Origin of the sequence: Bacillus sp. LNXM12-1, from assembly GCF_003004375.1 — a bacterium.
Lineage (GTDB): Bacteria > Bacillota > Bacilli > Bacillales > Bacillaceae > Bacillus.
This window is the reverse complement of the sequence record NZ_PVWX01000002.1, coordinates 396,902-418,986: the sequence shown is the minus strand read 5'-3', so window position 1 is coordinate 418,986 and position 22,085 is coordinate 396,902. Positions and strand designations below refer to the sequence as shown.

The window sequence follows — 22,085 nt, the reverse complement described above, 5'->3', positions numbered from 1 at the left end:
ATAGAAGTAGTTCTGAATTCCTCTTTTGTAGAATGCGCTTTATCCTATGTGATTTATACAAAGACATCCGATTCATCTATTTCAAAAGGTGTCGAATCATATGCGCCACACCATGTTCATCATTTGTTAACGTGACATGATCAGCGATTTCCTTCATATCCTGTCTCGCATTGCCCATCGCAACCCCAACACCAGCTGCTAGAAGCATCGATTCGTCATTTAAACTGTCTCCTACAGCCGCTGTCTGGCTTAAAGGAATACCAAGTCGTTCTGCCAGCCTTGTTAATGCCTGCCCTTTAGATGCTTCCTTTGAACCAATTTCAAAGTTATGATCGGCTGAACTAACCATTGTGACATCTGAATCATCACCAAACATATCCCATCCTGCCTTCAATCTGTCTTCAAAGAAAGAGAAACCTAAGATATTGTAGAATGAAAGCTTTCGATCCTCACGGAACAATTCTTTATATGTATCAATATAAGAAAAACCTGACTGACTGTATTGAACTTCTGCCGCTTGTTTTAAAATATTTCGATCCGTTTTTGGATTAGCACTTTTTAAGCGGTCCATTTCAATCGCAAGAAGCTCTCTGCCGCGATTCGGTGTGAAAATGGCTTCGTTTGTAAAAACTTCATAATAATAGTCACGTTCTTCAAGCCATGACAATATATGTTTGGCCTTTTCTTCGTGTAAAACAGCTGAATGGTACACTTGTCCAGCCGGATCATGAATCACAGCTCCATTGGCACTAATCACCCATGTATTCATACCAAGCTGATCAAAAATAGACCTCACATCAAAATACGCTCTTCCTGTTGAAACGACAACTTCCATTCCATTCGCCGCTGCTTCCTTTAATGCCTGCTCATTTTCCCGACTCACTTTGTGTTCACTGTTCAATAAAGTTCCGTCTAAATCCGTTGCGATCATTTGAATGTTTGTCATCGTTCTCTCCTTTTTGTCTCCATTTTCGGCTATCATACTGCTGATAAAATCCATCATCATTATGAAATGAGTATCCACTATTTGCAAGAGGTGATCGGTTTATCAGTGAATAAAAGGGTACCCGGCCACGCTACATGACCGGATACACACAAGGGGATTTACAGGGGACACATGACCTATACAAAGAAGCTATGGTTCTATTACGCAGTGTTCTTATGCACAAGGCAGCGTCTATCAGCTTTAGCTAGAGGGGGGCTGTCAGATGCTAGACGTTACCTTTTGTTTCAGACCGTACCTCCTTTCCTTTCAACTGCCCTTAGTCTACTGAGAAAGGTCGTATGTGACAAAACATGAAAATGACAAAATGATCTCTCAAATTCTCTATTTCCTCTTTAATTTCTGTTTTTTACCGCTTGAGTATAAAACATCATCTTGTTTTGTTTGATGAAAAACTTATTTTTCATAAATTGATAAAAAACGTCTGAATGAATCCAATTACTAGAAGGCATGTGAATATAATCAGAACCGTCCCACGCAAACCAATAAAAACAAAGCTGTCCGTCATGAATCGACAATTGAAATTCAAAGCAGTCCATTTGATCCTCGGTGACGTATTGAAACGTGAGTGACTCGCCTTCTTCCATGTACACATCACAAAATGAAAGAATGTCTCCCCACGAATAAACGCGAATTGTGCTCTTTGCCTTCTCCTCGCCAATATGTATGTTTCGCAATTGATAGGACTCCATAAAACATCTCCTTTCACTCATATGCAGCTCGTTCTAAGCAGGCAGCGGTTTCATTTATAAAGATGTTGTATGCTATAATAATACTTACGAATAATGAACGCTTGTGAGGTGATAAATATGAAAACCTTTAGGCTGATTGATTTAAAAATCGAACTTGATCCAAAGCAAGATAAAATGTCCAGCATTCCCCTTCGTGACGGTTTAATCATTAATAAAGAAGATGGTGAAAATCACTGGATGATCGAGGCACTCATTCCAAAGAAACATAGACAGGTGTTTGAGGTGCTTTTTCAACAGCACACTGAAGTGAAGATTCTTGTGACAATCACAAAAGAAAACAACCGCCCTGTTCATCTATCTGTCCAAGTCAAAAACATTGTTGCTTTAGAAGAAAACATTTCTGTGCTGCTCGATGGTAAAATGATTACAAACCGTTACAGAACAGAAACCGAAGAAGTACTAAAAGACCTCGTCAAAGAGGGGCTTTCCGGAGAAAAACTGCTGGATGCATTTAAACAAAACACATAAAAAAGAGCGGGATTAGCCGCTCTTTTTCTATTGCACATCTTTCGATTGGCTTTGATTTTTCAATAGATCTCTAATTTCAGTTAGTAAAACTTCCGTTTGATCCGGCGTTTCTACAACCTCTTCTTCCTCTACCTTTTTCCGTTTTAATTTATTCAAATAACGAATAAAGATAAAAATGGAAAACGAGATAATCAAGAAATCAATCACTGTTTGAATGAAGCTCCCATATAAAATTTGAGCAGATCCGATCTTAATAGATAGACTGCTAAAATCATGTCCCCCAATAATAATACCGACGAGCGGCATGATCAAATCATTCACAAGAGAAGTGACAATTTTGCCAAATGCTCCCCCAATGATGACACCTACAGCCAAGTCAATGACATTTCCCTTGACTGCAAATTCTCTAAATTCTTTCAGCATCTTTTATCACCTTCATCTTTTTTTGTCTAATATGACGTTTTTTTGTCAAAAATGCAAGTCCTGATCCGTTCAGGCTGGTCGTTTCCATATAAAAAGCGATTCATCCTTGATGAACCGCCAGGCAAATCATGATACTTTAGGACCGATAGAAAATGTTAGTTCTGCTTCACATGCAACTTCGCCATCTACTGTAGCTACTGCTTTTCCTTTTGCAACCGGACCTCGGAGACGCGTCACTTCTACCTCTAAACGAAGCTGATCGCCAGGCTTCACCTGTCTTTTGAAACGGCAGCCGTCAATTCCTGCAAACAAACCAATTTTCCCTTTGTTTTCTTCTTTACCTAACATAATCACCCCAAACACCTGTGCAAGTGCTTCTACAATAAGCACACCCGGCATGACTGGGTATCCTGGGAAATGACCATTAAAAAATTCTTCGTTCACTGTGACATTTTTAATCCCAACCGCTCTTTTCTCTCCCTCAACCTCTAAAATACGGTCGACCAATAAGAATGGATAACGGTGTGGAATAATGTCTTGAATTTGCTGAGCATCAAGCATATCTTGATCTCTCCTTTTTTCTATATCGATGATCTTCATTTGATTCCTATAGAAGTATATTATGAATGCTCGTATTTTTCAACGTCCGCTCTGCATATATGGTAAAAAATAGAATATATCATTACCTATTGTCATCAAATATAATCCACACTACACTCATTGTTTTTTCACAAATATGGTAATATATATTACATCATTGATTGAATAAGAGGGTAAAAATGAATTTTATGAGTGATAAATCCATTAAAAAACTTCTCCATTCGTGGTATACAATGCTGAAGCATCGACATTTTTCGAAGGCTGAAGAAATCAAAACAACTCTATTAAAGCATAAACGTAAAATATCAAAAAAACAGGAACTCTATTTACATTATCAGCTGATGCTTTTTCGCCATCAGCTCTGGATGAATCAGACAGAGGACCTAGAAAAAATCAAACATGAACTGATGCAGCACAAAGATGATATGAACGAAGAACTGGCCTATTACTTTTACTTCTTTCTAGGGCTCTACGAAGCTTTAAACAGCGATCAAAATGATGCGATCTACTATCTCGAAAAGGCGGAAGAACGCCTGTCATTCCTTAACGATGAGCTGGAGGAAGCAGAGTTCCATTTCCGAACAAGTGGTGTTTATTATAACAACCGCTATTCGTTGTTATCAATTCGTCATGTTCAAAAAGCCATGGATATCTTTGCAAAGCATGGGGATGATCATAGCCTCTATCGTTGTAAAATTGTGCTCGGCCTTAATTATAGCGATCAAAAAAAATATGAGGAAGCAGAAGCTATTTTTATTGAGATCATCGAATACGTGAAAATCATTGATGATCAAGAATTGCTCGGTATCGTTTATTATGACGCTGGCTTTATTCAGTCGAGACAAAATCGTCACAAGAAAGCGCTGGAATACTTTAAAAAAGCACTTCGTCTCCCAGCATACCGGAAGTCCGCACACTCCTATATATCGTGCCTCTACGAAACGGTGCGTTCTTGTTATAAAGAAAATTTAACCGATGAAGGAATGAAGTATATTCAAAAAGGATTAAAAGAAGCCGTTGTTTCTCAGTTTGATATTTTAAGAATCAAGTTCCAAATCTTATTTCTTCTCTACAGCCAAACGCCAAAGGCAGATGAGCAGATCGCAAGGCTCGTCACATGTCTTGAACGAAAAGAAGCTTGGATTGATCTTGAGGATCTGCTTGCCGATGTCTCAGATTTTTATAAAAAAAAGGGCGACTTTGAGCGAGCCGCCTTTTTTATCATGAGAGGCTGATGTCAACCTGCTCATTATCGAATTGTATTCACTAATCCAAGCATCTGATCACCCATCGTAATCGTTCTTGAGTTCATCTGATAGGAGCGCTGTGTTGTCATGAGATCTGTTAATTCTTTAGACATGTCCACATTCGACGTTTCAAGTGCACCTTGCTGAAGTTGAATCGCTTGGCGGTTTGCTCCATTTAGTGCCGTTAATGCACCTTGATAAGTACCGTCAACTGAGAACAAATTATCTCCTTCAGAGACAAGTGCTGAAGAGTTATTGACTTGTACAACACCTAGATTCACTTGCTGATTCGGTTGATTATCTCTTGAAATGGCTGTCAGACGTCCATTTTTATCAATTGAAATATCACGGAAATTCGCATTTAAGACGATTTCATTTCCGTTTTCATCAAGAATCGGATGGCCTTCGCTAGTGACAAGCTGCACTTGATTACGATTATTGCCTGGCTGTAAGTAAAGAGAACCATCTCTTGTATAACGGATATTACCGCCGACATTGACCTGCATATACTGAGATGGCGCTCCAAATGCAACATCAAGATCACGGCCTGTTTCTTTAATCGAGCCTTGCAGCGAGTTAATGGACGCATTGACCATCGTACCCGTACCAAGCCTTAGTCCATCAGGTGTCAGACGACTGTTTGCCACCTGCGCATTTTTTTCATCCACCTGGTTGAACTGTTGTCTGATCAGCTCTGAGAAACGGGTATTTTTCGCACGGTACCCTGTTGTTTCACTGTTCGCGATGTTATTACTGATAATATCAAGCTGCTTTTGCACTTCGTTCATTGATACAGCTGCATTGATCATCGTTCTAAGCATGAGAATCCTCCTTTCTTTGTCATTTCTTGATTAGTACACTCTGCCAATTTCATTTACTGCTTTTTCTAAGCTTTTATCATACGCCTGAACCACTTTTTGGTTTGTTTCAAATGCTCGATAGGCGGTTGTCATTTCTGTATATGATTTTGTCACATCCACGTTCGACAGCTCCGATACACCTTGACTTAACGTATAGGACATTTGACCGTTATTGACTGCGCTTGGCAGGGGCTGGTTATCAGCTGTACGGTATAAATCATTTCCTTCTCTCGCTAAGTTCCTTGTATCCATCGCAACACGTACATCAATTTGCCCGAGATTTTGTCCATTTTCACTCACAGTTCCATCTGCGTTCACTTTGAAATTCTCACTCTGAACCGTGATTGGCTGACCTGTCACAGAAAGAAGGGCACGCCCATTGATAGTCAACTGATTTTGTGCGTTCATTGTAATTGAGCTGCTTTTCGTATAACGAACGCCTTCTGGGGTATTGACCGCATAAAAGAGCGCTGATTTCTGATTGGTCTCCGGATTGATCGGCACATTATTTTCGACTAGTGCTACATCCGTTGTTTGATCTGTTGTTTTTAAAGTTCCTTGTGTAAATTGAGGGATTAGTTCCTGCATATATGTTCCCGTATTAATGCCGCCAATCGGCGTTTGCTGCGGAACACTAAAACCTTTTCCTGAGGAAGTTTGAAAACGTCCTGACTCCATTCGGCTTAGCAGCATTTCTGGAAATGCCCGCATGGTCCCCTCATCCGCTTTATATCCTGGCGTATTCGCATTTGCGATATTATTTGAAAGCATTTCTGTCCGCCGCTCTTGAGCGATCATGGCAGATGTTGCGGTGTATAGTCCTTTTAACACGTGCTCACCTCATTAAAATTCTTTCACATGACCTAAACACAATCTTCTATGAAATATATCGGCATATTTGCAGGGTTCTTTAATAAAAATCCCCCATTCTTTCGAAAAAGAATGAGGGACATCATTAGCTGAGTTTACGCTTTGGCAGCTTGTCCATATTATCAAGCATGACGCCAGTACCAACAGCTACACAATCCATCGGATTCTCGGCAACGAAAACTGGTACTTTCAGCTCTTCTGCAAGCAATTGATCAAGCCCGTTTAGAAGAGCTCCGCCACCTGTAATGATGACGCCGCGATCAATAATATCAGCTGATAATTCAGGCGGTGTTCTCTCAAGAACTTGCTTCGCAGCCTGAACAATCGCAGATACAGATTCACGCAATGCTTCTTCTACTTCTTTGCTTGTGACGGTAATCGTTCTTGGTAATCCTGTCACCATGTCTCGTCCACGAATTGAAATCTCTTCGTGACGTGCGTCTGGGAATACCGTTGCAACTTGGATCTTAATATCCTCAGCCGTGCGTTCACCGATCAACAGCTTGTACTCTTTTTTAATGTAGTTGAGAATTTCCAGATCAAATTTGTCTCCAGCCATTTTAATAGAAGAGGCGGTTACAATGTCACCCATTGAGATGACAGCGATATCTGTCGTTCCGCCTCCAATATCTACGACCATGTTTCCACTTGGCTGAAAAATATCCATACCAGCACCAATAGCTGCTACTTTTGGCTCTTCTTCAAGAAATACATGCTTACCGCCGCTTTTTTCAGCAGCTTCTTTGATCGCCTTCTGCTCAACAGATGTAATGTTTGTCGGGCAGCAGATGAGCATACGCGGCTTAGAGAACAGCCCTTTCACATTTAATGAATTAATAAAATGCTTGAGCATCGCTTCAGTTACTTCAAAATCAGCGATTACGCCATCTTTTAATGGACGAATCGCAACAATATTCCCAGGCGTACGTCCAACCATACGTCTAGCCTCTTCTCCAACAGCCAAAACTTTCCCGCTGTTTTTGTCAAGAGCTACAACAGATGGTTCATTTAACACAATTCCTTTTCCTTTGACATGAATCAGTACATTGGCAGTACCAAGATCAATTCCAATATCCCTAGCAAACATCTATATATATCCTCCTTGAAAATCTGTTTCCATAGCAAATACCACATTCTGCCCTAATTATATATTCTATCATAATTTGCAGAAAAAAAGATATTTCTTTACAAAAGTCTTTACAAAATTTGTGGTTAGAAACTACCGATATGAGGAAGATATATATGTCATGTTTATGAACAAAGAACTAAGCTTACTGTTTCACAGGCTCGCCTTCTAAAATTTCTTCTTTTTTATACTTTAATTTAGTGGCTTCTCCTCCTCGCAAGTGGCGGATTGATTTATGATAATCCAGTATCTCCTTCACTTCATTAGCCAGATCTGGATTAATTTCTGGCAGTCTTTCTGTTAGATCCTTGTGTACAGTACTTTTAGAGACTCCAAATTCTTTCGCAATTACACGAACGGTTTTCTTTGTCTCCACGATATACTTTCCTATCTTGATTGTTCGCTCTTTGATGTAATCGTGCACACCACTCGACCTCCCTAAAATGGATGTGAGAAGTGTGAAATGAGATCCGTATCAATATTATCCATTTTCAGGGGCGCTTGTTCGTCTTAATTTCTCATCCATTAGGTAGTAAATGCCAAACACGATCCCTCACCTCAAACACTCTCTTTGTCAGGTTTGTAACAGTGTATTAGCATTGCATAGGGAATATGCTAAAAATGAAGATGGGACAAGGGATTTATCAGAAAATGCAATCATTTCGAGTGGCGAAAATTTTCACTTTACAAGAATGGGTCGAGCACGTAAAATAGGAAAGGTGATTTTATTTACCTAGCTAAATATTTAAAAAAAGGTGAGCATATGGATACGTTAAATAGAGAGTGTTTACATCAAATACACCAAAGCGCCAGGTTGCTGTCTAAAAAGGCGAACGAAGCGCTTGTTGCTTATGACTTGTACATGTCCCAATGGACTGTACTTTTTTGTTTGGATACATTCGGCCCGAAAACCCAAAAAGACATTTGGACATATTTGAACGTCGAAGCCCCAACCATTACCCGAACCGTAACCCGTCTAGAAGCTAATGGCTGGGTGAAACGTGTACAAGGAAAAGACAAACGTGAAAATCTGATCGTGATGACAGATGATGCTAAGGCCCGATTTGAAGAAATCAAACGTACGATGGAACAATTTGAAGAAGAATGTCTTTCAGATTTCACCCACGAAGAAAAACAACTCCTCCATACACTTTTACACAAATTATCAACTGAATAGGAAGTGACATACATCATGAACGAACGCATTTGGACAAGAGACTTTATCATGATTGTCCTGGTGAATTTATTTACGTTCACCTCTTTTTATGCCCTTTTGACCTTGCTGCCTATTTACACAATGGATGAACTAAATGGAACAGAATCACAGGGTGGCCTTCTTGTGACGGTTTTCTTATTGTCTGCTATTGTGACAAGACCGTTTTCTGGAGCCATTATTGAGAAATTCGGCAAAAAACGGATGGCGATTTTCTCGTCAACGGCATTTGCCTTACTCACTTATTTATACATTCCGATTGATCAATTCCATACGCTTCTCATGCTGCGTTTCGTGCAGGGCATCTTTTTTAGCATTTTGACGACAGTAGCCAGTGCCATTGCGGCAGATATGATTCCAAAACATAAACGCGGGGAAGGACTCGGCTACTTTGTCATGTCCATGAACCTTGCTGTGGTTATCGGTCCATTTATTGCATTGAATCAAGTAGGAAAAGTAGGATTCCATTCCTTATTCCTTCTCTTTTCCATTATCGTTACCATCGGTGCCGCTTTTACGATGCTGATCAGACAGCCAGAGCTTGAAGATGGGGGTAGTGTCGTCTTTCGATTTACTTTTTCTCATCTGTTTGAAAAAGGTGCATTAAAAACAGCGGCAGTCGGCATCATTATTTCCTTCTGTTATTCGCCGATCATTTCATTTATTTCAGTCTATGCCAATTCCCTTCACTTGATGGGGGCAAGCAGTTATTTCTTTATTGTGTTTGCGGCAGCCATGCTTGGATCACGTCCTTTTACAGGCAGACTTTTTGACCGAGTAGGACCTCACATTGTGATCTATCCTTCGATCGCTCTTTTTGCGATTGGTTTATGGATGCTGACAGCTACACATTCAGCTACAATGCTTCTTTTATCAGGTGGTGTCATTGGACTTGGCTATGGATCGCTAGTACCATGTTTACAAACACTTGCCATTCAGCACTCACCAGCTCACCGTACAGGCTATGCGACGGCTACTTTCTTCACTTTATATGATACGGGGATTGCTGCTGGCTCATTTGTATTTGGTCTTCTTGTCAGCTTCACCGACTTTTCAAATGTATATCTCATTGCAGGTATTGTTGTCTTGCTCAGTATGATTGTTTTTTATTGGAGCGAACGAAAGCCCCAAGAAGCAAAAGCACAGAAGGTCTCCCTATCAGAATAGGATACTATTTTAAACTTCATCGGAAACATGCTAAAATATAGGATATTTCAAATAGACGATTATTTGAAAAATAGTTGGCATTAAGCGAAGGTATAGGTGATGTTTTGAATTACGAATTGTTTAAAGTCATACACGGGATGGCTCATCATTCTGAGTTTTTAGATCAGGCCATGATTTTCATTACGAAAAAGGCCATTCTTGTGTATGCCCTTGTCTTATTGATTTGCTGGTTTTTAGGTAATCACAAATTTAAGAAGCATGTCTTCTTTTCGGGTGTAACGGGTATCGCGGCACTTATCGTCAATTTTGCGATTACACTGTTTCATTATGAGGAGCGGCCGTTTGTGGCGCATAAAGTCGACACACTCATTCCGCACTCAGCAGACGCTTCCTTCCCAAGTGACCATACAACAGGTGCACTGGCTCTTTCACTTGCCATTCGATCTCGTAATAAAAAGCTTGGCAACATCTTGCTCGTCTTTGGATTACTCACAGGATTCTCCCGCATCTGGGTCGGTCACCATTATCCATTAGATGTCTTAGGCAGCTTAGTCGTATCGATCGTGGTTGTCTTTATCATGAATAAATTATGGAAGTTCTTTGACTCTCCAATTGACCGCATTGTCACTTTCTATGAGACAATTGTAGGGAAAATATTCAGAAGGAAGCAAAAGGATCAGGGCTCTGACCTGTCTAACTCTTAAGCGGCTTGCGATAATGTGATGAAGAATCTTCTTCCACTTATCGCGCCGCTTTTTTTATTGGCTGTCCTCCTCTGACCTTGTTCGAAAAATAAAGACTGACACCGATGCCGGTAAGGGAAATCATGATCAACGTCCAGCCTAACTGCTCAAAATGAGGACCAGCAATTTCATCCCCAAACAGCATACCGAGGACAGCAGACGACAGAATGGAACCAAGGTAACGGCATGTTTGAAAAAGCCCAGAGGACGTGCCAATCATATGCTGAGGACTTGCCTTGAGCATCGCAGCTTGCAGCGCAACATTCCCAATCCCGTAACTCAGTCCAAGCAGCGCTAGAACCACCCCTTTTCCCCATAATGGTGCCGGAATAAAAAAGAAGGTCATCGCAGACGCTCCAGCCAGCATCAATACCGCACTGGCTAATACTGGATGACGTTCATCCCCGCGATCCACCCACTTTCCTGTTAGCGGCGACACAATGATGCTCACCCCAGACATGCACAGCATAAAAAGACCCGTCATTTCCACACGCCAGCCTAATTCATCCTGGAAATAGCTCGGCAAACCAAAGAAAAGACAATAGAAAAATATATTTAAAATGATAAATTGCACATACACAAGTGACAGCCGCTGCTCCTGTCTGAACATTCGAATTTGAATAAACGGTTCATCCACCTGATACTCCCACCAGATAAAAGCGCCTGCACTCACGAGACAAAGAATCCCCTGTACATATTGAATCCCATCACCTAGTGATAATAAAAACGAAAGCAGAAGGACAATACAAACTGTAAAAAGAAGCATCCCTGGCAAATCGAGCTTCCGTACCGTTTCACCTATACGAAGCTTTCTCTTTTTCTGCTCCTTTGGAAACAAAGTTAGTCCAAGAAAGAAGCTGATCAAAATAAAAGGCAGGTTCACTAAAAAGATAGCCGGCCAGCCGCCGATTGTCATCAAAAAGCCGCCAAGCGTCGGTCCAAGTGCCGTCATCGCCGAAGCAAAAATGGACAATACCGCTAACGCCGAAGCCTGCTTTTCCTGAATATGATCCCGAATGAGTCCGACACCAGAAGGATAAATGGCACTGCTCCCAATCGCCTGCAGCAGCCGGATCACAATCAGCACTGCAAACGTTGGGGCAAACGGCGCACAGATGGCTGACACCGCCACAAGACCTAGCCCGAATAAAAATAATGTTCTCCGGCTCATCACATGATCCCCAATCCGGCCGCTCACCGGCTGCGTCACCGCACTTGCTAAATAAAAAGACGAAATAAGCCAAGATACAGTCGTAAATGACAAACCGAATTCATGCTGAATTTGATGCAAGGCCAAAGAAATCATCGAGGAATTCAGTGGATTTAACATCGTTCCAAAGGCAATAGCAGTTAAAAAAACCTTTCGGCTGTCTCTCCACTTGTTCATACACCGACCCCCTTTTTGTGATCTGGCATGTTTTTTGCCAATCCTTCCGTTATTATGAGATTCATTTCCCTTTTTTACCCTAATCAATTCAAGTTCTCTCTCGGAAAAGCAAGACATACATTTTAAAAAGGGCGAGTGTTGGAAAAACACATATAAAATTGAGAATATGAGGAACAAATGGTAAGATGCTACACATATTTAAAAGCCTACTTTCTCCTTATATGGAGAACGGCTGAAAAGGAGGAGAAGCTTATTATTAAAAAAAGACGGTTTTGGGTCCCAGCCCTTTTCTCGGTTGCAGTATTACTTCTGTCTTCGTGTGGTTCAAATGAAACAAATGGGAACGGAGATAAACGTAATTCTACAGCGAAAGGGTCGCCAATTTTGGAGGATGGAAAATTTATATTTGCAGCATCAGGTGAATTTCACCCGTTTAGTTACATGGATGGAAATCAGATGTCAGGCTTTGATATCGATGTAGGCAATGCGATTAGTGACAAACTAGGCCTCGAGCCTATACAGAAAAAATATAAATTCGCAGGCATCGTCGAAGGTGTGAAAGCAGGAAAATTTGATGCGGCAGTTGCAAGTCATACCATCAATGAGGAACGAAAAAAACACGTCCTTTTATCTAAGCCCTATTACTACTCTGGTCCGCAAATTTTCACAAGACCTGGAGCAGACATTCAACATGCTGATGACTTAAAAGACAAAGAAATCGCTGTATCAAAAGGCTCGTCCTACGCTGATATTGCAAAGGAACATAGCGGGCAGGAACCAAAATATTACGACAGTGATGTAGTCGCTTTAGAAGCACTGGCCAACGGAAAACACGATGCAGTCGTGACGGATTTCGCCACAGGTGCAGAAGCCATGAAGAAAAAATTAAAAATCGAAGCGCAGGAAAGACTCGGACAAAGCGAGCAGGCAATCGCTGTATCAAAAGAAAATAAACAGCTCATAGAAGAGATCAACGATGCGATTGACGCACTAAAAAAAGACGGAACATTAAGACAAATTAGCGAGAAATACTTTGACGAAGACATCACGGTCAAACAAAATTAAAACCACGATTGTGCGCCTTTCTTAGGCGCACTTTCTTCAAATGGAGATGATTGTTTTGCCTACTCTATCACATTTTTTTCAGACGCTGATTGATTCTAGAGGTATTTTTTTAGAAGGAATGCTGCTCACCTTACAGCTCACTGTGATCAGCATCTTCATCGGCATGTTCATCGGACTCTTCTTTGCTTTATTGAAAATATCACGCGTGGCTGTCTTCGGTTATATCGCCAACGCCTATATCTTCCTTGTACGCGGAACACCACTGATTGTTCAAATTTTCATCCTATATTTTGGACTGACCGAATTAAATATCCCCGACTTCTGGGCTGCTTCCATTGCGCTCGCCTTTCATAATGGAGCATATATAGCAGAAATATTCAGAGGCGCCATCCAATCGATCGATCAGGGGCAAAAAGAGGCAGGACGCTCTCTTGGCATGGGACGTTTCCTAACAATGAGACGCATCATTCTCCCGCAAGCAATGCGGCGCGCACTCCCCCCTCTTGGCAACCAGTTCATTATCGGCTTAAAAGATTCATCACTCGCCGCCTTTATCAGCGTCAATGAACTATTTAACGTCGCCACGACCCAAGGCTCCAACAGCTTTGACAATATGACCTATTTACTTGTTGTAGCCGTCTATTACTTAGTTCTTGTCCTGCTGTTAACATTCGCTGTCCAAACCTTTGAGAAGAAACTATCGGTCAGTGACCATTAGGAGGAGAAGCATGACAGAATCAAAGGAACTCATTCGTGTTGAAAAACTCAATAAATACTTCGGAGAGCTGCATGTTTTAAAGGATATCGATCTCACCGTTTATGAAAATGATGTGGTCGTCTTAATTGGTGCCAGTGGCTCTGGAAAAAGCACCCTGCTCCGCTGTTTGAACTTTTTAGAAATAAAAAATAATGGGCAGATCATCATTGATGGGAATCCAGTACATCCAAAACGAGATCAATTAAACGAGATGAGGCAAAAAATAGGCATGGTGTTTCAGCATTTTAATCTCTTCCCGCATAAAACTGTGCTTGAAAACATCATCGAAGCGCCTGTCATGGTGAGAAAAACAAAAAAGGCTCAAGCTGTATCAGAAGCCAACGTCCTGTTGAAAAAGGTCGGACTTGCGGATAAGGCCAACGTATATCCTTCTAAATTATCAGGTGGTCAAAAACAGCGTGTGGCCATTGCAAGAGCTCTCGCCATGAAGCCAGATGTCATGTTATTTGACGAACCTACGTCGGCCCTCGATCCAGAGCTTGTAGGCGAGGTACTGCAAACAATGAAAAGTCTCGCAAAAGAAGGCATGACGATGGTCATTGTCACACATGAAATGGGCTTTGCGAAAGAAGTCGCCGATCGTGTCGTCTATATGCACGAAGGCCGCATCGTCGAAGAAGGCATCCCATCAGAATTGTTCGATTCTCCTCAAGAGGAACGAACCAAGCTGTTTCTCAGCTCCATTTTATAGGTCAAACGCCCTTTATTTTTCGTGCTCAATGCACGTTTTTTCTCTTTTTTTACGAACTTTTCATCCATTTATATTGAATATAACCAAAAACCATGTAAGATTAACTTACATATTTATGTTATATATGACTTTTCTCTCTATAATGAAGAATTAACAAATCAATTAATTCTGAATGATTCAGGGGGAATGCAGCATGCAAATGGGTGATACAGTATTTATGTTCTTCTGCGCACTACTCGTGTGGTTAATGACACCGGGTTTAGCCTTATTCTACGGAGGACTCGTGAGAAGTAAAAACGTCTTAAGCACAACCATGCACAGCTTAACTTCACTAGCAATCGTCTCCATCGTATGGATCATGTTTGGCTATTCCTTGGCTTTTGCGCCAGGCAATGCATGGATCGGAGGCTTAGACTGGATTGGACTAAAAGGCGTTGGCTTTGAACCTGGTTCCTACAGTGAGACCATTCCACATTCATTGTTCATGATGTTCCAAATGACCTTTGCCGTCTTAACAACAGCCATCATCTCAGGTGCCTTTGCTGAACGAATTCGCTACTCAGCGGTCGTCGTGTTTACACTCCTTTGGGTCACATTTGTATACGCGCCAGTCGCACACTGGGTATGGGGCGGCGGTTGGATTGGCGAAATGGGTGCACTTGACTTCGCTGGAGGAAACGTGGTTCACATTTCATCTGGTGTTGCGGGTCTAGTCGTGGCGATTGTGCTCGGGAAGCGTAAAGAAGCAGCAAACTCTTCTCCTCATAATTTGATCTACACCCTTCTTGGCGGAGCTGTCATTTGGTTTGGATGGTTTGGCTTTAACGTTGGAAGTGCCCTTACATTAGACAGTGTCGCGATGTATGCCTTTATTAACACTAATACAGCTGCTGCTGCAGGAATCATCGGCTGGCTGTTAGTAGAGTGGATGATCAACAAAAAGCCGACCATGCTCGGCGCGATTTCTGGAGCCATCGCAGGTCTTGTCGCGATTACACCTGCCGCAGGTTTTGTCACCCCATTTGCTTCTATTATCATCGGAATCATCGGCGGGATCGTGTGTTTCTGGGGAGTCTTCTCACTCAAAGCCAAATTTGGCTATGATGATGCACTGGATGCATTCGGGCTTCACGGAATTGGCGGGACTTGGGGAGGTATTGCAACTGGACTTTTCGCAACAACCTCTGTCAATGACGGCGGAGCCAATGGCTTATTTTACGGAGATGCCAGCTTACTTTGGAAGCAAGTAGTCGCTATTGTTGCCACCTACGCCTTTGTAGCCGTTGTGACATACGTGATCATCAAAGTGGTCAATCTCTTCTTCAAGCTTCGTGCAACCGAAGAAGAAGAATCAGTGGGCCTTGATTTAACCATGCACGGTGAAAAAGCCTATCAAGATTAAAGAAAAAGGGGTGTCTCGATGAGCAAAATGTATAAAGTGGAGATTGTCACACGTCCAGCCAATTTTGAAACATTAAAGGTGGAGCTTGGAAAGATTGGTGTCACCTCAATTACCTTTTCGAATGTGCACGGCTGCGGCCTACAAAAGGGACATACAGAGCTATACCGCGGCGTCAAAAAGGAAAGCAATGTGTACGAACGATTAAAGATTGAAATCGTCCTAAGCAAAGTACCTGTCGAACTGGTCGTAGAAACAGCTCAAAAGGTACTTCGTACAGGCGAACCAGGGGATGGGAAAATTTTTATATATGAGATAGAAAATACAATCAACATTCGGACAGGTGAAGAAGGACCTGCCGCCCTATAAACCATCCTCCGCCAAGTGCGGGGGATTTTTTTAAGACAGAAAAAAACCTCTGCATAATTCATACACAGAGGTTGCAAGGCTTTAAGATTGTTTTGTTTCTTCAGATTGACTGCTGTCTTTAGAGGAATCAGAAGACTTTTCTTGATCAGAGGATTTCCCCTTCTCATCAGACTTTTCTTCAGATTTTTCTCCAGCAGGCTCTTTGGCCTTATCTTCACCAGCAGGTTCCTTCGTTTTTTCATCAGCTTTTGGCTGAGCAGGTTCTTTTGCTTCTTCCGTCACTTCTTGCGCGGCCTTTTCAATAGTCGAAACAGGCTTGTCAATGAAGCTAAGTGGATTAAGCGCTAAACCTTCCATACGAATTTCAAAATGCACATGGTTGCCGCTTTCAGCACCATAAAGATTTTTACCAGAAGCACCGATGACATCATTCTGCTTAACTTCATCGCCTTCTTTGACACTCACTTGTGACAACGATTGATAAACAGTCGATAATCCATCTTCATGTTCAATTTCAACGACGTGACCGAGAACTGGATCTTTTTTCGCTTGAACCACTGTTCCACTAAGAGCAGCTGTGACATCAAACACTTTGCCATCTTTATCTGCAAGATCAATACCTTTGCTCAAGGTATAGGTGTTATTATAGTTTACAAGTGCTGCTTCTTTTTCTTTTTGATCAGCATCTGCTTCATAAAACTTTTTCACGACAGAAACATTATCAGAATTCTGGACCGGCATTGCAACATTTTCAATTGGCTTTCCAACTTCAACGGCATCATCACGCTGTTCTTGCCCTGTTTGATTTCCATCAGATAGTTGGTCTTTCACATCTTTTGATACAGCTTGGTACCAAAGAACGGCTGTTAACACGACCGCTGCGCTGACCAAGTAAATAGCAGGGAATACCCAGCGCTTACGGAAAAATTGCTGAACTTTTGTGATTTTGGAAGTACGTTTCTTTTCTTCCTCTCTCATTTTTCATCACCTCAGCAACATTCTGAACACTTTTCAAAAAATATATACACACGAAATCATTTTTCTTTTTATTTTGCGCAATCGCACCAATAATATGTATGATGAATGAAAAAAAGATGGGGGACTTTATTGTGAAAACTTTCAACCGCATAGCAACAGAAGATGATCTCAAAGCGATCGTTGATATTTACAATTCAACCATTGCTTCAAGAGAAGTAACCGCCGACATAGAACCAGTTTCAGTTGAAGACCGCCGGCAATGGTTTTTGAATCATTCAGAGAAAAGACCTCTCTATGTGAAAACAGATGAGGATGGACATATCTACGGCTGGCTCAGCTTTGAAACGTTTTACGGAAGACCTGCATACAACGGGACCGTTGAAATGAGTATTTACTTAAACCAAGACGATCGAGGGAAAGGCTTAGGGTCACTTTTCTTACAAGAGGCCATTGAGTTGGCACCTTCATTAGGCATTCGAACGTTACTTGCCTTTATTTTCGGGCACAACGAAGCCAGCATTCAATTATTTAAAAAGCACGGCTTTGAGACATGGGGTCACCTGCCACGTATCGCAGAAATGGACGGCAGCAGGTACGATTTAGATATTCTAGGAAAAGAATTATAAAACGAGCGTCTCTCCAACAAAGAGACGCTTTTTTATGAAGCATGTAACAGCTGTTCAAACTGTTTCGCATTTTGAAGAGATTTTCTTTGCAGGATGATGCCATGTTCATCCATCAGAATCGCTTGCGGAACAACAGTTACCCCATACAGCTCCATGATTTGCGAAGAGCGCACATACACAGCTTGATCAGGCAGCAATTGAAGAAGCGATGCATCATCTCCTTGTTCATCTCCATTGATCAAAATGAATTGAGTATCGTCGCTAGAGATGTGCTGCTTCATATCAGACAAAATGCTTTTGCATGTCATACAAGTAGAGTTCACAAATAACAGCATCACGGCTCTTCCGCTCTGCAAATATTCCTTTAAAATGACCTTATCCCCTAAATGTGTATAGCTTCGAAATAACGGCGCCGCATCACCAACATCCGCTTCCTTTAATTCAATCCCATCAAGAGTTTTGATTTTATTCATAAATTTTCCGATAAAGCGGGCAAGCAAAAACACCACAGCCAGCTGAGCAATGACAATGAATAACACAATAATCAGTAGAATATCTGTCATTTCACTTGGTCTCCTTCTATAAATGATTCAAATTGATTCCACTTTCTTTTGAACATCATGATGTCTTTTCCCACCGCTATAATGAAACAGACAGCCACTGCAATCAGAAAACAAATAATGTGAAATTGCCATGGAATTGTTTCTACATAGGGATGCACATAAAACAAGCCAATCACAAGAGCCAGCATCGACACATTACGAATCACAATTCCCCAGTGAAGACGGTCATTTTCAAGTAAACCTCCACAGCCGCATGAAATGTTACGATGTCCTCTCAATAAATTGAAAGTGACCGCTCCAGTATAGGTACATAAAAGTGCTGTAAGACCAATCGCAGGTACAAGAGACATGTTCCATACGAACAATAGACCAGTACAAGCCAATTCAATAGTCAAAAACAAATAAAACATTGGCGCCGTGAGCGCAGAAGGCAGCAGCCGATAAGCATTCATCTGTTGCATATGCGCCGTTTGTTTTCTCACTTTATCAAGCCATGCACCTGCAAAGATGATTCCTAAGAAATAGACACCTATAAAATAAAAGACACTCACCTTACGCCATCTCCTTTTGTTGAAATAGTTGAGATTGTGCCTCATAAAGCCTTTTGTACTCTCCACCTAGCGCCATCAGCTCTTCATGGTTCCCTTCTTCAACGAAAGCACCATCTTTCATCACGATAATGCGGTCTGCTAAGCGGGCCGCTCCCATACGGTGTGTGATAAACAAGACCCCTTGATCCTGCGTATGATCGAATAGCTTTCGAATGAGTGAAATCTCCGATAGCGGATCAAGAGCAGAAGTCGGTTCATCTAAAATGATAAAATCACTTTCTCTAAAGAAGGTTCTCGCCATCGCAAGCTTTTGCCATTGTCCGCCAGACAGTTCATGACCTTCTTCAAAAAACCGGCCAAGCTGCGCATCGTATGTTTCTTCCATTTGATGAATTCTTTTCTCTATGCCTGCTTGCCGCGCAGCTGACACCATGCGCTCTTCCTCATCTATTTCGTCGATACGGCCAAATCCAATGTTTTCTTTCACAGTGAATTCGTACTTCATAAAATCTTGAAAAAGGACAGCCATTCTCGCATGATATGATTTTTTATAAATGGTCGAAATAGACTCACCATTGACCTTTTGCATATTCGGCTTGTCTGGATCATATAAACCGGTCAAACATTTAATCAAGGTCGTCTTACCTGATCCGTTATCCCCCACCAATGCAATGCGTTCACCTTTATTGATATGAAAATGTATATGCTCAATAGCAGGCGTTTTCATATTCGGATAGGTAAAAGAGAGGTTTTCTAGCGTAATGGACCGAATACACTCAATCCTCCGAAGCGATGCCTCTTTCTCTGTCTGTTCATCAATTTCTTCTTCTCTCTTTTGAAAAGTTCTCATTTCATCAATATAGAGACTCGTTTCATATAAACTAGAACATTCCCTCGTTAAGTCTTGAAAACCACTTTGAATATTTTGCACAGCTTGGAGCACAGCGACAAACGTACCCGCTGCTAATTTTTTTTGAAAGATAAGAAAGACAATAAAAAGACCGCAGCACACATAGGCAAATGTCATAAGCAATCCGCCCGCCATCTCCCAGCGAACCTGCCGTTTTAGTAATTTATATTTTTCATCTGCACTTTTTACATAATGACCTTTCCATTTTTGAAGAAGATAATGTCCTATTCCATATAAACGGATTTCCTTCAATGAATCTCGCTGTGCAACAAGGTCGGACACATACATTTCTCTTCGATCGTTAGCAGTTAACATGCGGTTTAGTTGATACCGTGCGCCTCCAAAGAAGAGCTCAATCCACAAGACAGGCAGGGTAAATAAGATCAGAATGACCGCCAAACCCCAATGGATACCGATCATATAAATGAGAAGTGATACAACAGTAATCAATGCGCTCATGATTGTAAAAATACTTCTAACCATACTCAGAACATGCTGATGACTGTTCATCACACGTTGACTTTCATTATAAAAAGACGGATGTTCAAATGTAATATATGGCAGCCTGATTGCCTTTTGAAGCAATTCACCCTTCAAATGCAAACCAATCAAATTTGTCGCTTTTTGCTGACTAAGTTGAAGAATGAATTGAAGCCCATATCCTAAAACCACAATGACCATTTGCAACCCAAATAACCTTAAGACCTTTTGAATGTCTCCTGAAGAAGTCATGAATAAAATAATTTCATTAATCAATGTTTGAATAATCCAGACACTAGCCAAAGGCATAAAACCAACGATCACTTGGATCAATAGAGTTAACAGAAGATATGATCGACTTCTTTTCCAAGTATAGGAGATTGCATATAAACAATGGTTCACTGTACTCATCAAACGCTCCACCTTACACCATTTAGTATAATTGACATATTTTTGATATTTATATTATGATAGCTCTGCGTAACTTCATTCTGAGAGGACGATAACGATGAATTCAATCTTACTTTTACAGCTCACTCTTATTCTTTGCAGTCTTTTATTGACGATCGGAATCATCATCTATTTAAAACACCAGATGGAATTAATCATCTTACCGATCCAGCATGTCGGACAAAAACTTGTTCATCCGCTAATTGAAAAACCATCACCTATTCAAATGAATGATTTGCTGCAAACCAATCACAAGCAACAGCTGCTTATATTCACTGACACAGCATGTCCGCACTGCATCCCATCACTGGAACAATTCCTAGAAACGAAAAGGCAGCGTCAATTAGACATTTCTTTTAGTATTTTGCTAAAGAATGGGCAAGAAGAGGATCAAGAATTATATCGTGATAGCCAAACCATCATGCAAGTTATCTCAGTGGACGAACAAATGATAGGCGCCTTCCAGATTGAAGAGTTTCCATATTACATCATGGTAGAAGAAGATGAAACAATCTCATATGCAGCCCCTTTTCCGGATGGTCTTTATTCAAGGATTTCTGCAAAATAAACATAAATGAGGCATGTGAAGACAACAAACACACGCCTCATTTTTTTATTGGTGTGGATCTGCCTGAACATCCTGATCCTTTTCCCTTGCGATTTCACTCGCTTCACTTGAAGCTGCCGCTTGTTCCTCAGCTTGTTCAAACTCACTGCGAGCCTCATTTGAAATGTCTACTTGGTCACCATGCTGATTCACAGTAACAGACGAAGAAGACGATTCTTTTTGAACCTCTTTCTCTAGTTCCTTTAATTTAGACACATGAAGCTCTAAATCTTTTCCTTGCTGAACTAGAGTCAGTTGTTGAAATAATGCCTTTCTCTCTTCTGGAGAATGGTCGCCTTGAACAATTTTCGCAGCTTGGTTTAAAAAAGAATTTGATGTTTGACCCGCTTGACGACTGTTTGACGTCTGCACAGCATTTGTTAAAAATGAAATTGAAGATATGCTCATGCGTTCACATCCTATTAAATAAAATCCTTGAATTTAGCAGCCACATCTAACGCGTTCTTGGCTAGTACATATCTCACCTGTATCACGATCCACGTAGTAACGGAAAGTTCCAACACCTTGAAGGAAACAAGTTGGCGCTGATTTGCATGAAGTGACTAATTTTTGTAAAATACATCTTGAAGCTGCAGGTTGAACATTGGTCATTTTGTTTAAGAAACGATCTAACATATGAATTCCACCTTCCAATTTTTATGGTAACACAACACAATAATAACCAATTACAATACAACTAACAACATATTTTGATAAATTTACTAATTATTTTTAACTACTAATCTTATTTATGACATA

Annotated in this window: 26 protein-coding genes; 12 read left to right on the top strand and 14 right to left on the bottom strand. The window is 41.1% G+C overall.

Annotation, left to right across the window (positions count from 1 at the left end):
- Positions 1 to 76: 76 nt before the first annotated feature.
- A complete protein-coding gene (locus C6Y07_RS09655) occupies positions 77 to 937 on the bottom strand; it encodes a Cof-type HAD-IIB family hydrolase (protein ID WP_212040908.1) in 861 nt (286 codons plus the stop codon).
- Positions 938 to 1,338: 401 nt separating this feature from the next.
- Positions 1,339 to 1,695, bottom strand: coding sequence for a hypothetical protein (locus C6Y07_RS09650; RefSeq protein ID WP_106030601.1), 357 nt, complete (start codon positions 1,693 to 1,695; stop codon positions 1,339 to 1,341).
- A 117-nt stretch (positions 1,696 to 1,812) separates the two neighbouring features.
- Here C6Y07_RS09650 and C6Y07_RS09645 point away from each other — a divergent pair, with 117 nt between their 5' ends.
- Complete coding sequence (locus C6Y07_RS09645; RefSeq protein WP_003215215.1) at positions 1,813 to 2,223, top strand: YwpF-like family protein; 411 nt, start codon at positions 1,813 to 1,815, stop codon at positions 2,221 to 2,223.
- 27 nt (positions 2,224 to 2,250) lie between these two features.
- Here the strand turns inward: C6Y07_RS09645 and mscL are convergent, their stop codons facing one another.
- Together mscL and fabZ are read right to left on the bottom strand one after the other, a co-directional pair.
- The gene (gene mscL, locus C6Y07_RS09640; protein ID WP_034660234.1) at positions 2,251 to 2,646 is read right to left on the bottom strand and encodes a large conductance mechanosensitive channel protein MscL; all 396 of its coding nucleotides are present in this window, start codon (positions 2,644 to 2,646) and stop codon (positions 2,251 to 2,253) included.
- 126 nt (positions 2,647 to 2,772) lie between these two features.
- Positions 2,773 to 3,207 (bottom strand): 3-hydroxyacyl-ACP dehydratase FabZ, encoded by a 435-nt coding sequence (gene fabZ, locus C6Y07_RS09635; RefSeq protein WP_012011512.1) that lies wholly within the window; start codon positions 3,205 to 3,207, stop codon positions 2,773 to 2,775.
- A gap of 218 nt (positions 3,208 to 3,425) precedes the next feature.
- Between fabZ and C6Y07_RS09630 the strand changes: the two genes are divergently transcribed.
- Positions 3,426 to 4,481 carry a tetratricopeptide repeat protein gene (locus C6Y07_RS09630; protein WP_060597469.1) on the top strand — a complete coding sequence of 352 codons (1,056 nt, stop codon included), beginning with the start codon at positions 3,426 to 3,428 and terminating at the stop codon, positions 4,479 to 4,481.
- A gap of 14 nt (positions 4,482 to 4,495) precedes the next feature.
- Here C6Y07_RS09630 and C6Y07_RS09625 read toward each other — a convergent pair whose 3' ends face one another.
- The 4 genes from C6Y07_RS09625 to spoIIID form a co-directional block, all read right to left on the bottom strand.
- Positions 4,496 to 5,314 (bottom strand): flagellar hook-basal body protein, encoded by an 819-nt coding sequence (locus tag C6Y07_RS09625; RefSeq protein WP_003215031.1) that lies wholly within the window; start codon positions 5,312 to 5,314, stop codon positions 4,496 to 4,498.
- Positions 5,315 to 5,344: 30 nt separating this feature from the next.
- On the bottom strand, positions 5,345 to 6,184 hold the full coding sequence (locus C6Y07_RS09620) for a flagellar hook-basal body protein (protein WP_003215293.1): 840 nt from the start codon (positions 6,182 to 6,184) through the stop codon (positions 5,345 to 5,347).
- Positions 6,185 to 6,308: 124 nt separating this feature from the next.
- Entirely contained in the window at positions 6,309 to 7,310 is a 1,002-nt protein-coding gene (mbl, locus tag C6Y07_RS09615) for a cell shape-determining protein Mbl (RefSeq protein ID WP_012011515.1), read from the bottom strand.
- Positions 7,311 to 7,494: 184 nt separating this feature from the next.
- Entirely contained in the window at positions 7,495 to 7,773 is a 279-nt protein-coding gene (gene spoIIID, locus C6Y07_RS09610) for a sporulation transcriptional regulator SpoIIID (protein WP_008343327.1), read from the bottom strand.
- 339 nt (positions 7,774 to 8,112) lie between these two features.
- On the opposite strand from spoIIID, the gene C6Y07_RS09605 reads away from it, so the two are divergent.
- From C6Y07_RS09605 to C6Y07_RS09595, 3 genes are all read left to right on the top strand, one after another.
- Positions 8,113 to 8,526: a MarR family winged helix-turn-helix transcriptional regulator gene (locus C6Y07_RS09605; RefSeq protein WP_060597470.1), complete on the top strand. Its 414-nt coding sequence runs from the start codon at positions 8,113 to 8,115 to the stop codon at positions 8,524 to 8,526.
- Between the two features lie 15 nt (positions 8,527 to 8,541).
- Positions 8,542 to 9,729: an MFS transporter gene (locus tag C6Y07_RS09600; RefSeq protein ID WP_060597471.1), complete on the top strand. Its 1,188-nt coding sequence runs from the start codon at positions 8,542 to 8,544 to the stop codon at positions 9,727 to 9,729.
- A gap of 104 nt (positions 9,730 to 9,833) precedes the next feature.
- Positions 9,834 to 10,433 carry an undecaprenyl-diphosphatase gene (locus C6Y07_RS09595; RefSeq protein ID WP_034660243.1) on the top strand — a complete coding sequence of 200 codons (600 nt, stop codon included), beginning with the start codon at positions 9,834 to 9,836 and terminating at the stop codon, positions 10,431 to 10,433.
- Between the two features lie 37 nt (positions 10,434 to 10,470).
- Here C6Y07_RS09595 and C6Y07_RS09590 read toward each other — a convergent pair whose 3' ends face one another.
- Complete coding sequence (locus tag C6Y07_RS09590; RefSeq protein ID WP_034660246.1) at positions 10,471 to 11,859, bottom strand: MFS transporter; 1,389 nt, start codon at positions 11,857 to 11,859, stop codon at positions 10,471 to 10,473.
- Positions 11,860 to 12,036: 177 nt separating this feature from the next.
- Between C6Y07_RS09590 and C6Y07_RS09585 the strand changes: the two genes are divergently transcribed.
- From C6Y07_RS09585 to C6Y07_RS09560, 5 genes are all read left to right on the top strand, one after another.
- On the top strand, positions 12,037 to 12,924 hold the full coding sequence (locus C6Y07_RS09585) for a transporter substrate-binding domain-containing protein (RefSeq protein WP_066031628.1): 888 nt from the start codon (positions 12,037 to 12,039) through the stop codon (positions 12,922 to 12,924).
- A 40-nt stretch (positions 12,925 to 12,964) separates the two neighbouring features.
- On the top strand, positions 12,965 to 13,642 hold the full coding sequence (locus tag C6Y07_RS09580; RefSeq protein WP_078061638.1) for an amino acid ABC transporter permease: 678 nt from the start codon (positions 12,965 to 12,967) through the stop codon (positions 13,640 to 13,642).
- A 10-nt stretch (positions 13,643 to 13,652) separates the two neighbouring features.
- Positions 13,653 to 14,393 (top strand): amino acid ABC transporter ATP-binding protein, encoded by a 741-nt coding sequence (locus C6Y07_RS09575; RefSeq protein WP_106156620.1) that lies wholly within the window; start codon positions 13,653 to 13,655, stop codon positions 14,391 to 14,393.
- A 193-nt stretch (positions 14,394 to 14,586) separates the two neighbouring features.
- Positions 14,587 to 15,795: an ammonium transporter gene (locus C6Y07_RS09565; RefSeq protein ID WP_066031626.1), complete on the top strand. Its 1,209-nt coding sequence runs from the start codon at positions 14,587 to 14,589 to the stop codon at positions 15,793 to 15,795.
- Positions 15,796 to 15,813: 18 nt separating this feature from the next.
- Complete coding sequence (locus tag C6Y07_RS09560; RefSeq protein WP_034660252.1) at positions 15,814 to 16,161, top strand: P-II family nitrogen regulator; 348 nt, start codon at positions 15,814 to 15,816, stop codon at positions 16,159 to 16,161.
- An 81-nt stretch (positions 16,162 to 16,242) separates the two neighbouring features.
- Here C6Y07_RS09560 and spoIIQ read toward each other — a convergent pair whose 3' ends face one another.
- Complete coding sequence (gene spoIIQ, locus C6Y07_RS09555; RefSeq protein ID WP_060597475.1) at positions 16,243 to 17,139, bottom strand: stage II sporulation protein SpoIIQ; 897 nt, start codon at positions 17,137 to 17,139, stop codon at positions 16,243 to 16,245.
- A gap of 116 nt (positions 17,140 to 17,255) precedes the next feature.
- Here spoIIQ and C6Y07_RS09550 point away from each other — a divergent pair, with 116 nt between their 5' ends.
- Complete coding sequence (locus C6Y07_RS09550; protein WP_189288291.1) at positions 17,256 to 17,765, top strand: GNAT family N-acetyltransferase; 510 nt, start codon at positions 17,256 to 17,258, stop codon at positions 17,763 to 17,765.
- A gap of 32 nt (positions 17,766 to 17,797) precedes the next feature.
- Here C6Y07_RS09550 and C6Y07_RS09545 read toward each other — a convergent pair whose 3' ends face one another.
- Genes C6Y07_RS09545 through C6Y07_RS09535 form a run of 3 tightly spaced genes read right to left on the bottom strand, consistent with a single transcriptional unit; the run spans position 17,798 to position 20,680 of the window.
- The gene (locus tag C6Y07_RS09545) at positions 17,798 to 18,328 is read right to left on the bottom strand and encodes a TlpA family protein disulfide reductase (protein WP_060597477.1); all 531 of its coding nucleotides are present in this window, start codon (positions 18,326 to 18,328) and stop codon (positions 17,798 to 17,800) included.
- The gene (locus C6Y07_RS09540; protein WP_060597478.1) at positions 18,325 to 18,879 is read right to left on the bottom strand and encodes a MauE/DoxX family redox-associated membrane protein; all 555 of its coding nucleotides are present in this window, start codon (positions 18,877 to 18,879) and stop codon (positions 18,325 to 18,327) included. The genes C6Y07_RS09545 and C6Y07_RS09540 overlap by 4 nt, the downstream gene beginning before the upstream one ends.
- A gap of 1 nt (position 18,880) precedes the next feature.
- Complete coding sequence (locus C6Y07_RS09535; protein ID WP_106071346.1) at positions 18,881 to 20,680, bottom strand: ABC transporter ATP-binding protein; 1,800 nt, start codon at positions 20,678 to 20,680, stop codon at positions 18,881 to 18,883.
- A 97-nt stretch (positions 20,681 to 20,777) separates the two neighbouring features.
- Between C6Y07_RS09535 and C6Y07_RS09530 the strand changes: the two genes are divergently transcribed.
- Entirely contained in the window at positions 20,778 to 21,287 is a 510-nt protein-coding gene (locus C6Y07_RS09530; RefSeq protein WP_106061459.1) for a thioredoxin domain-containing protein, read from the top strand.
- Between the two features lie 45 nt (positions 21,288 to 21,332).
- Here the strand turns inward: C6Y07_RS09530 and C6Y07_RS09525 are convergent, their stop codons facing one another.
- The gene (locus tag C6Y07_RS09525; protein ID WP_106156616.1) at positions 21,333 to 21,734 is read right to left on the bottom strand and encodes a hypothetical protein; all 402 of its coding nucleotides are present in this window, start codon (positions 21,732 to 21,734) and stop codon (positions 21,333 to 21,335) included.
- Between the last annotated feature and the right edge of the window lie 351 nt (positions 21,735 to 22,085).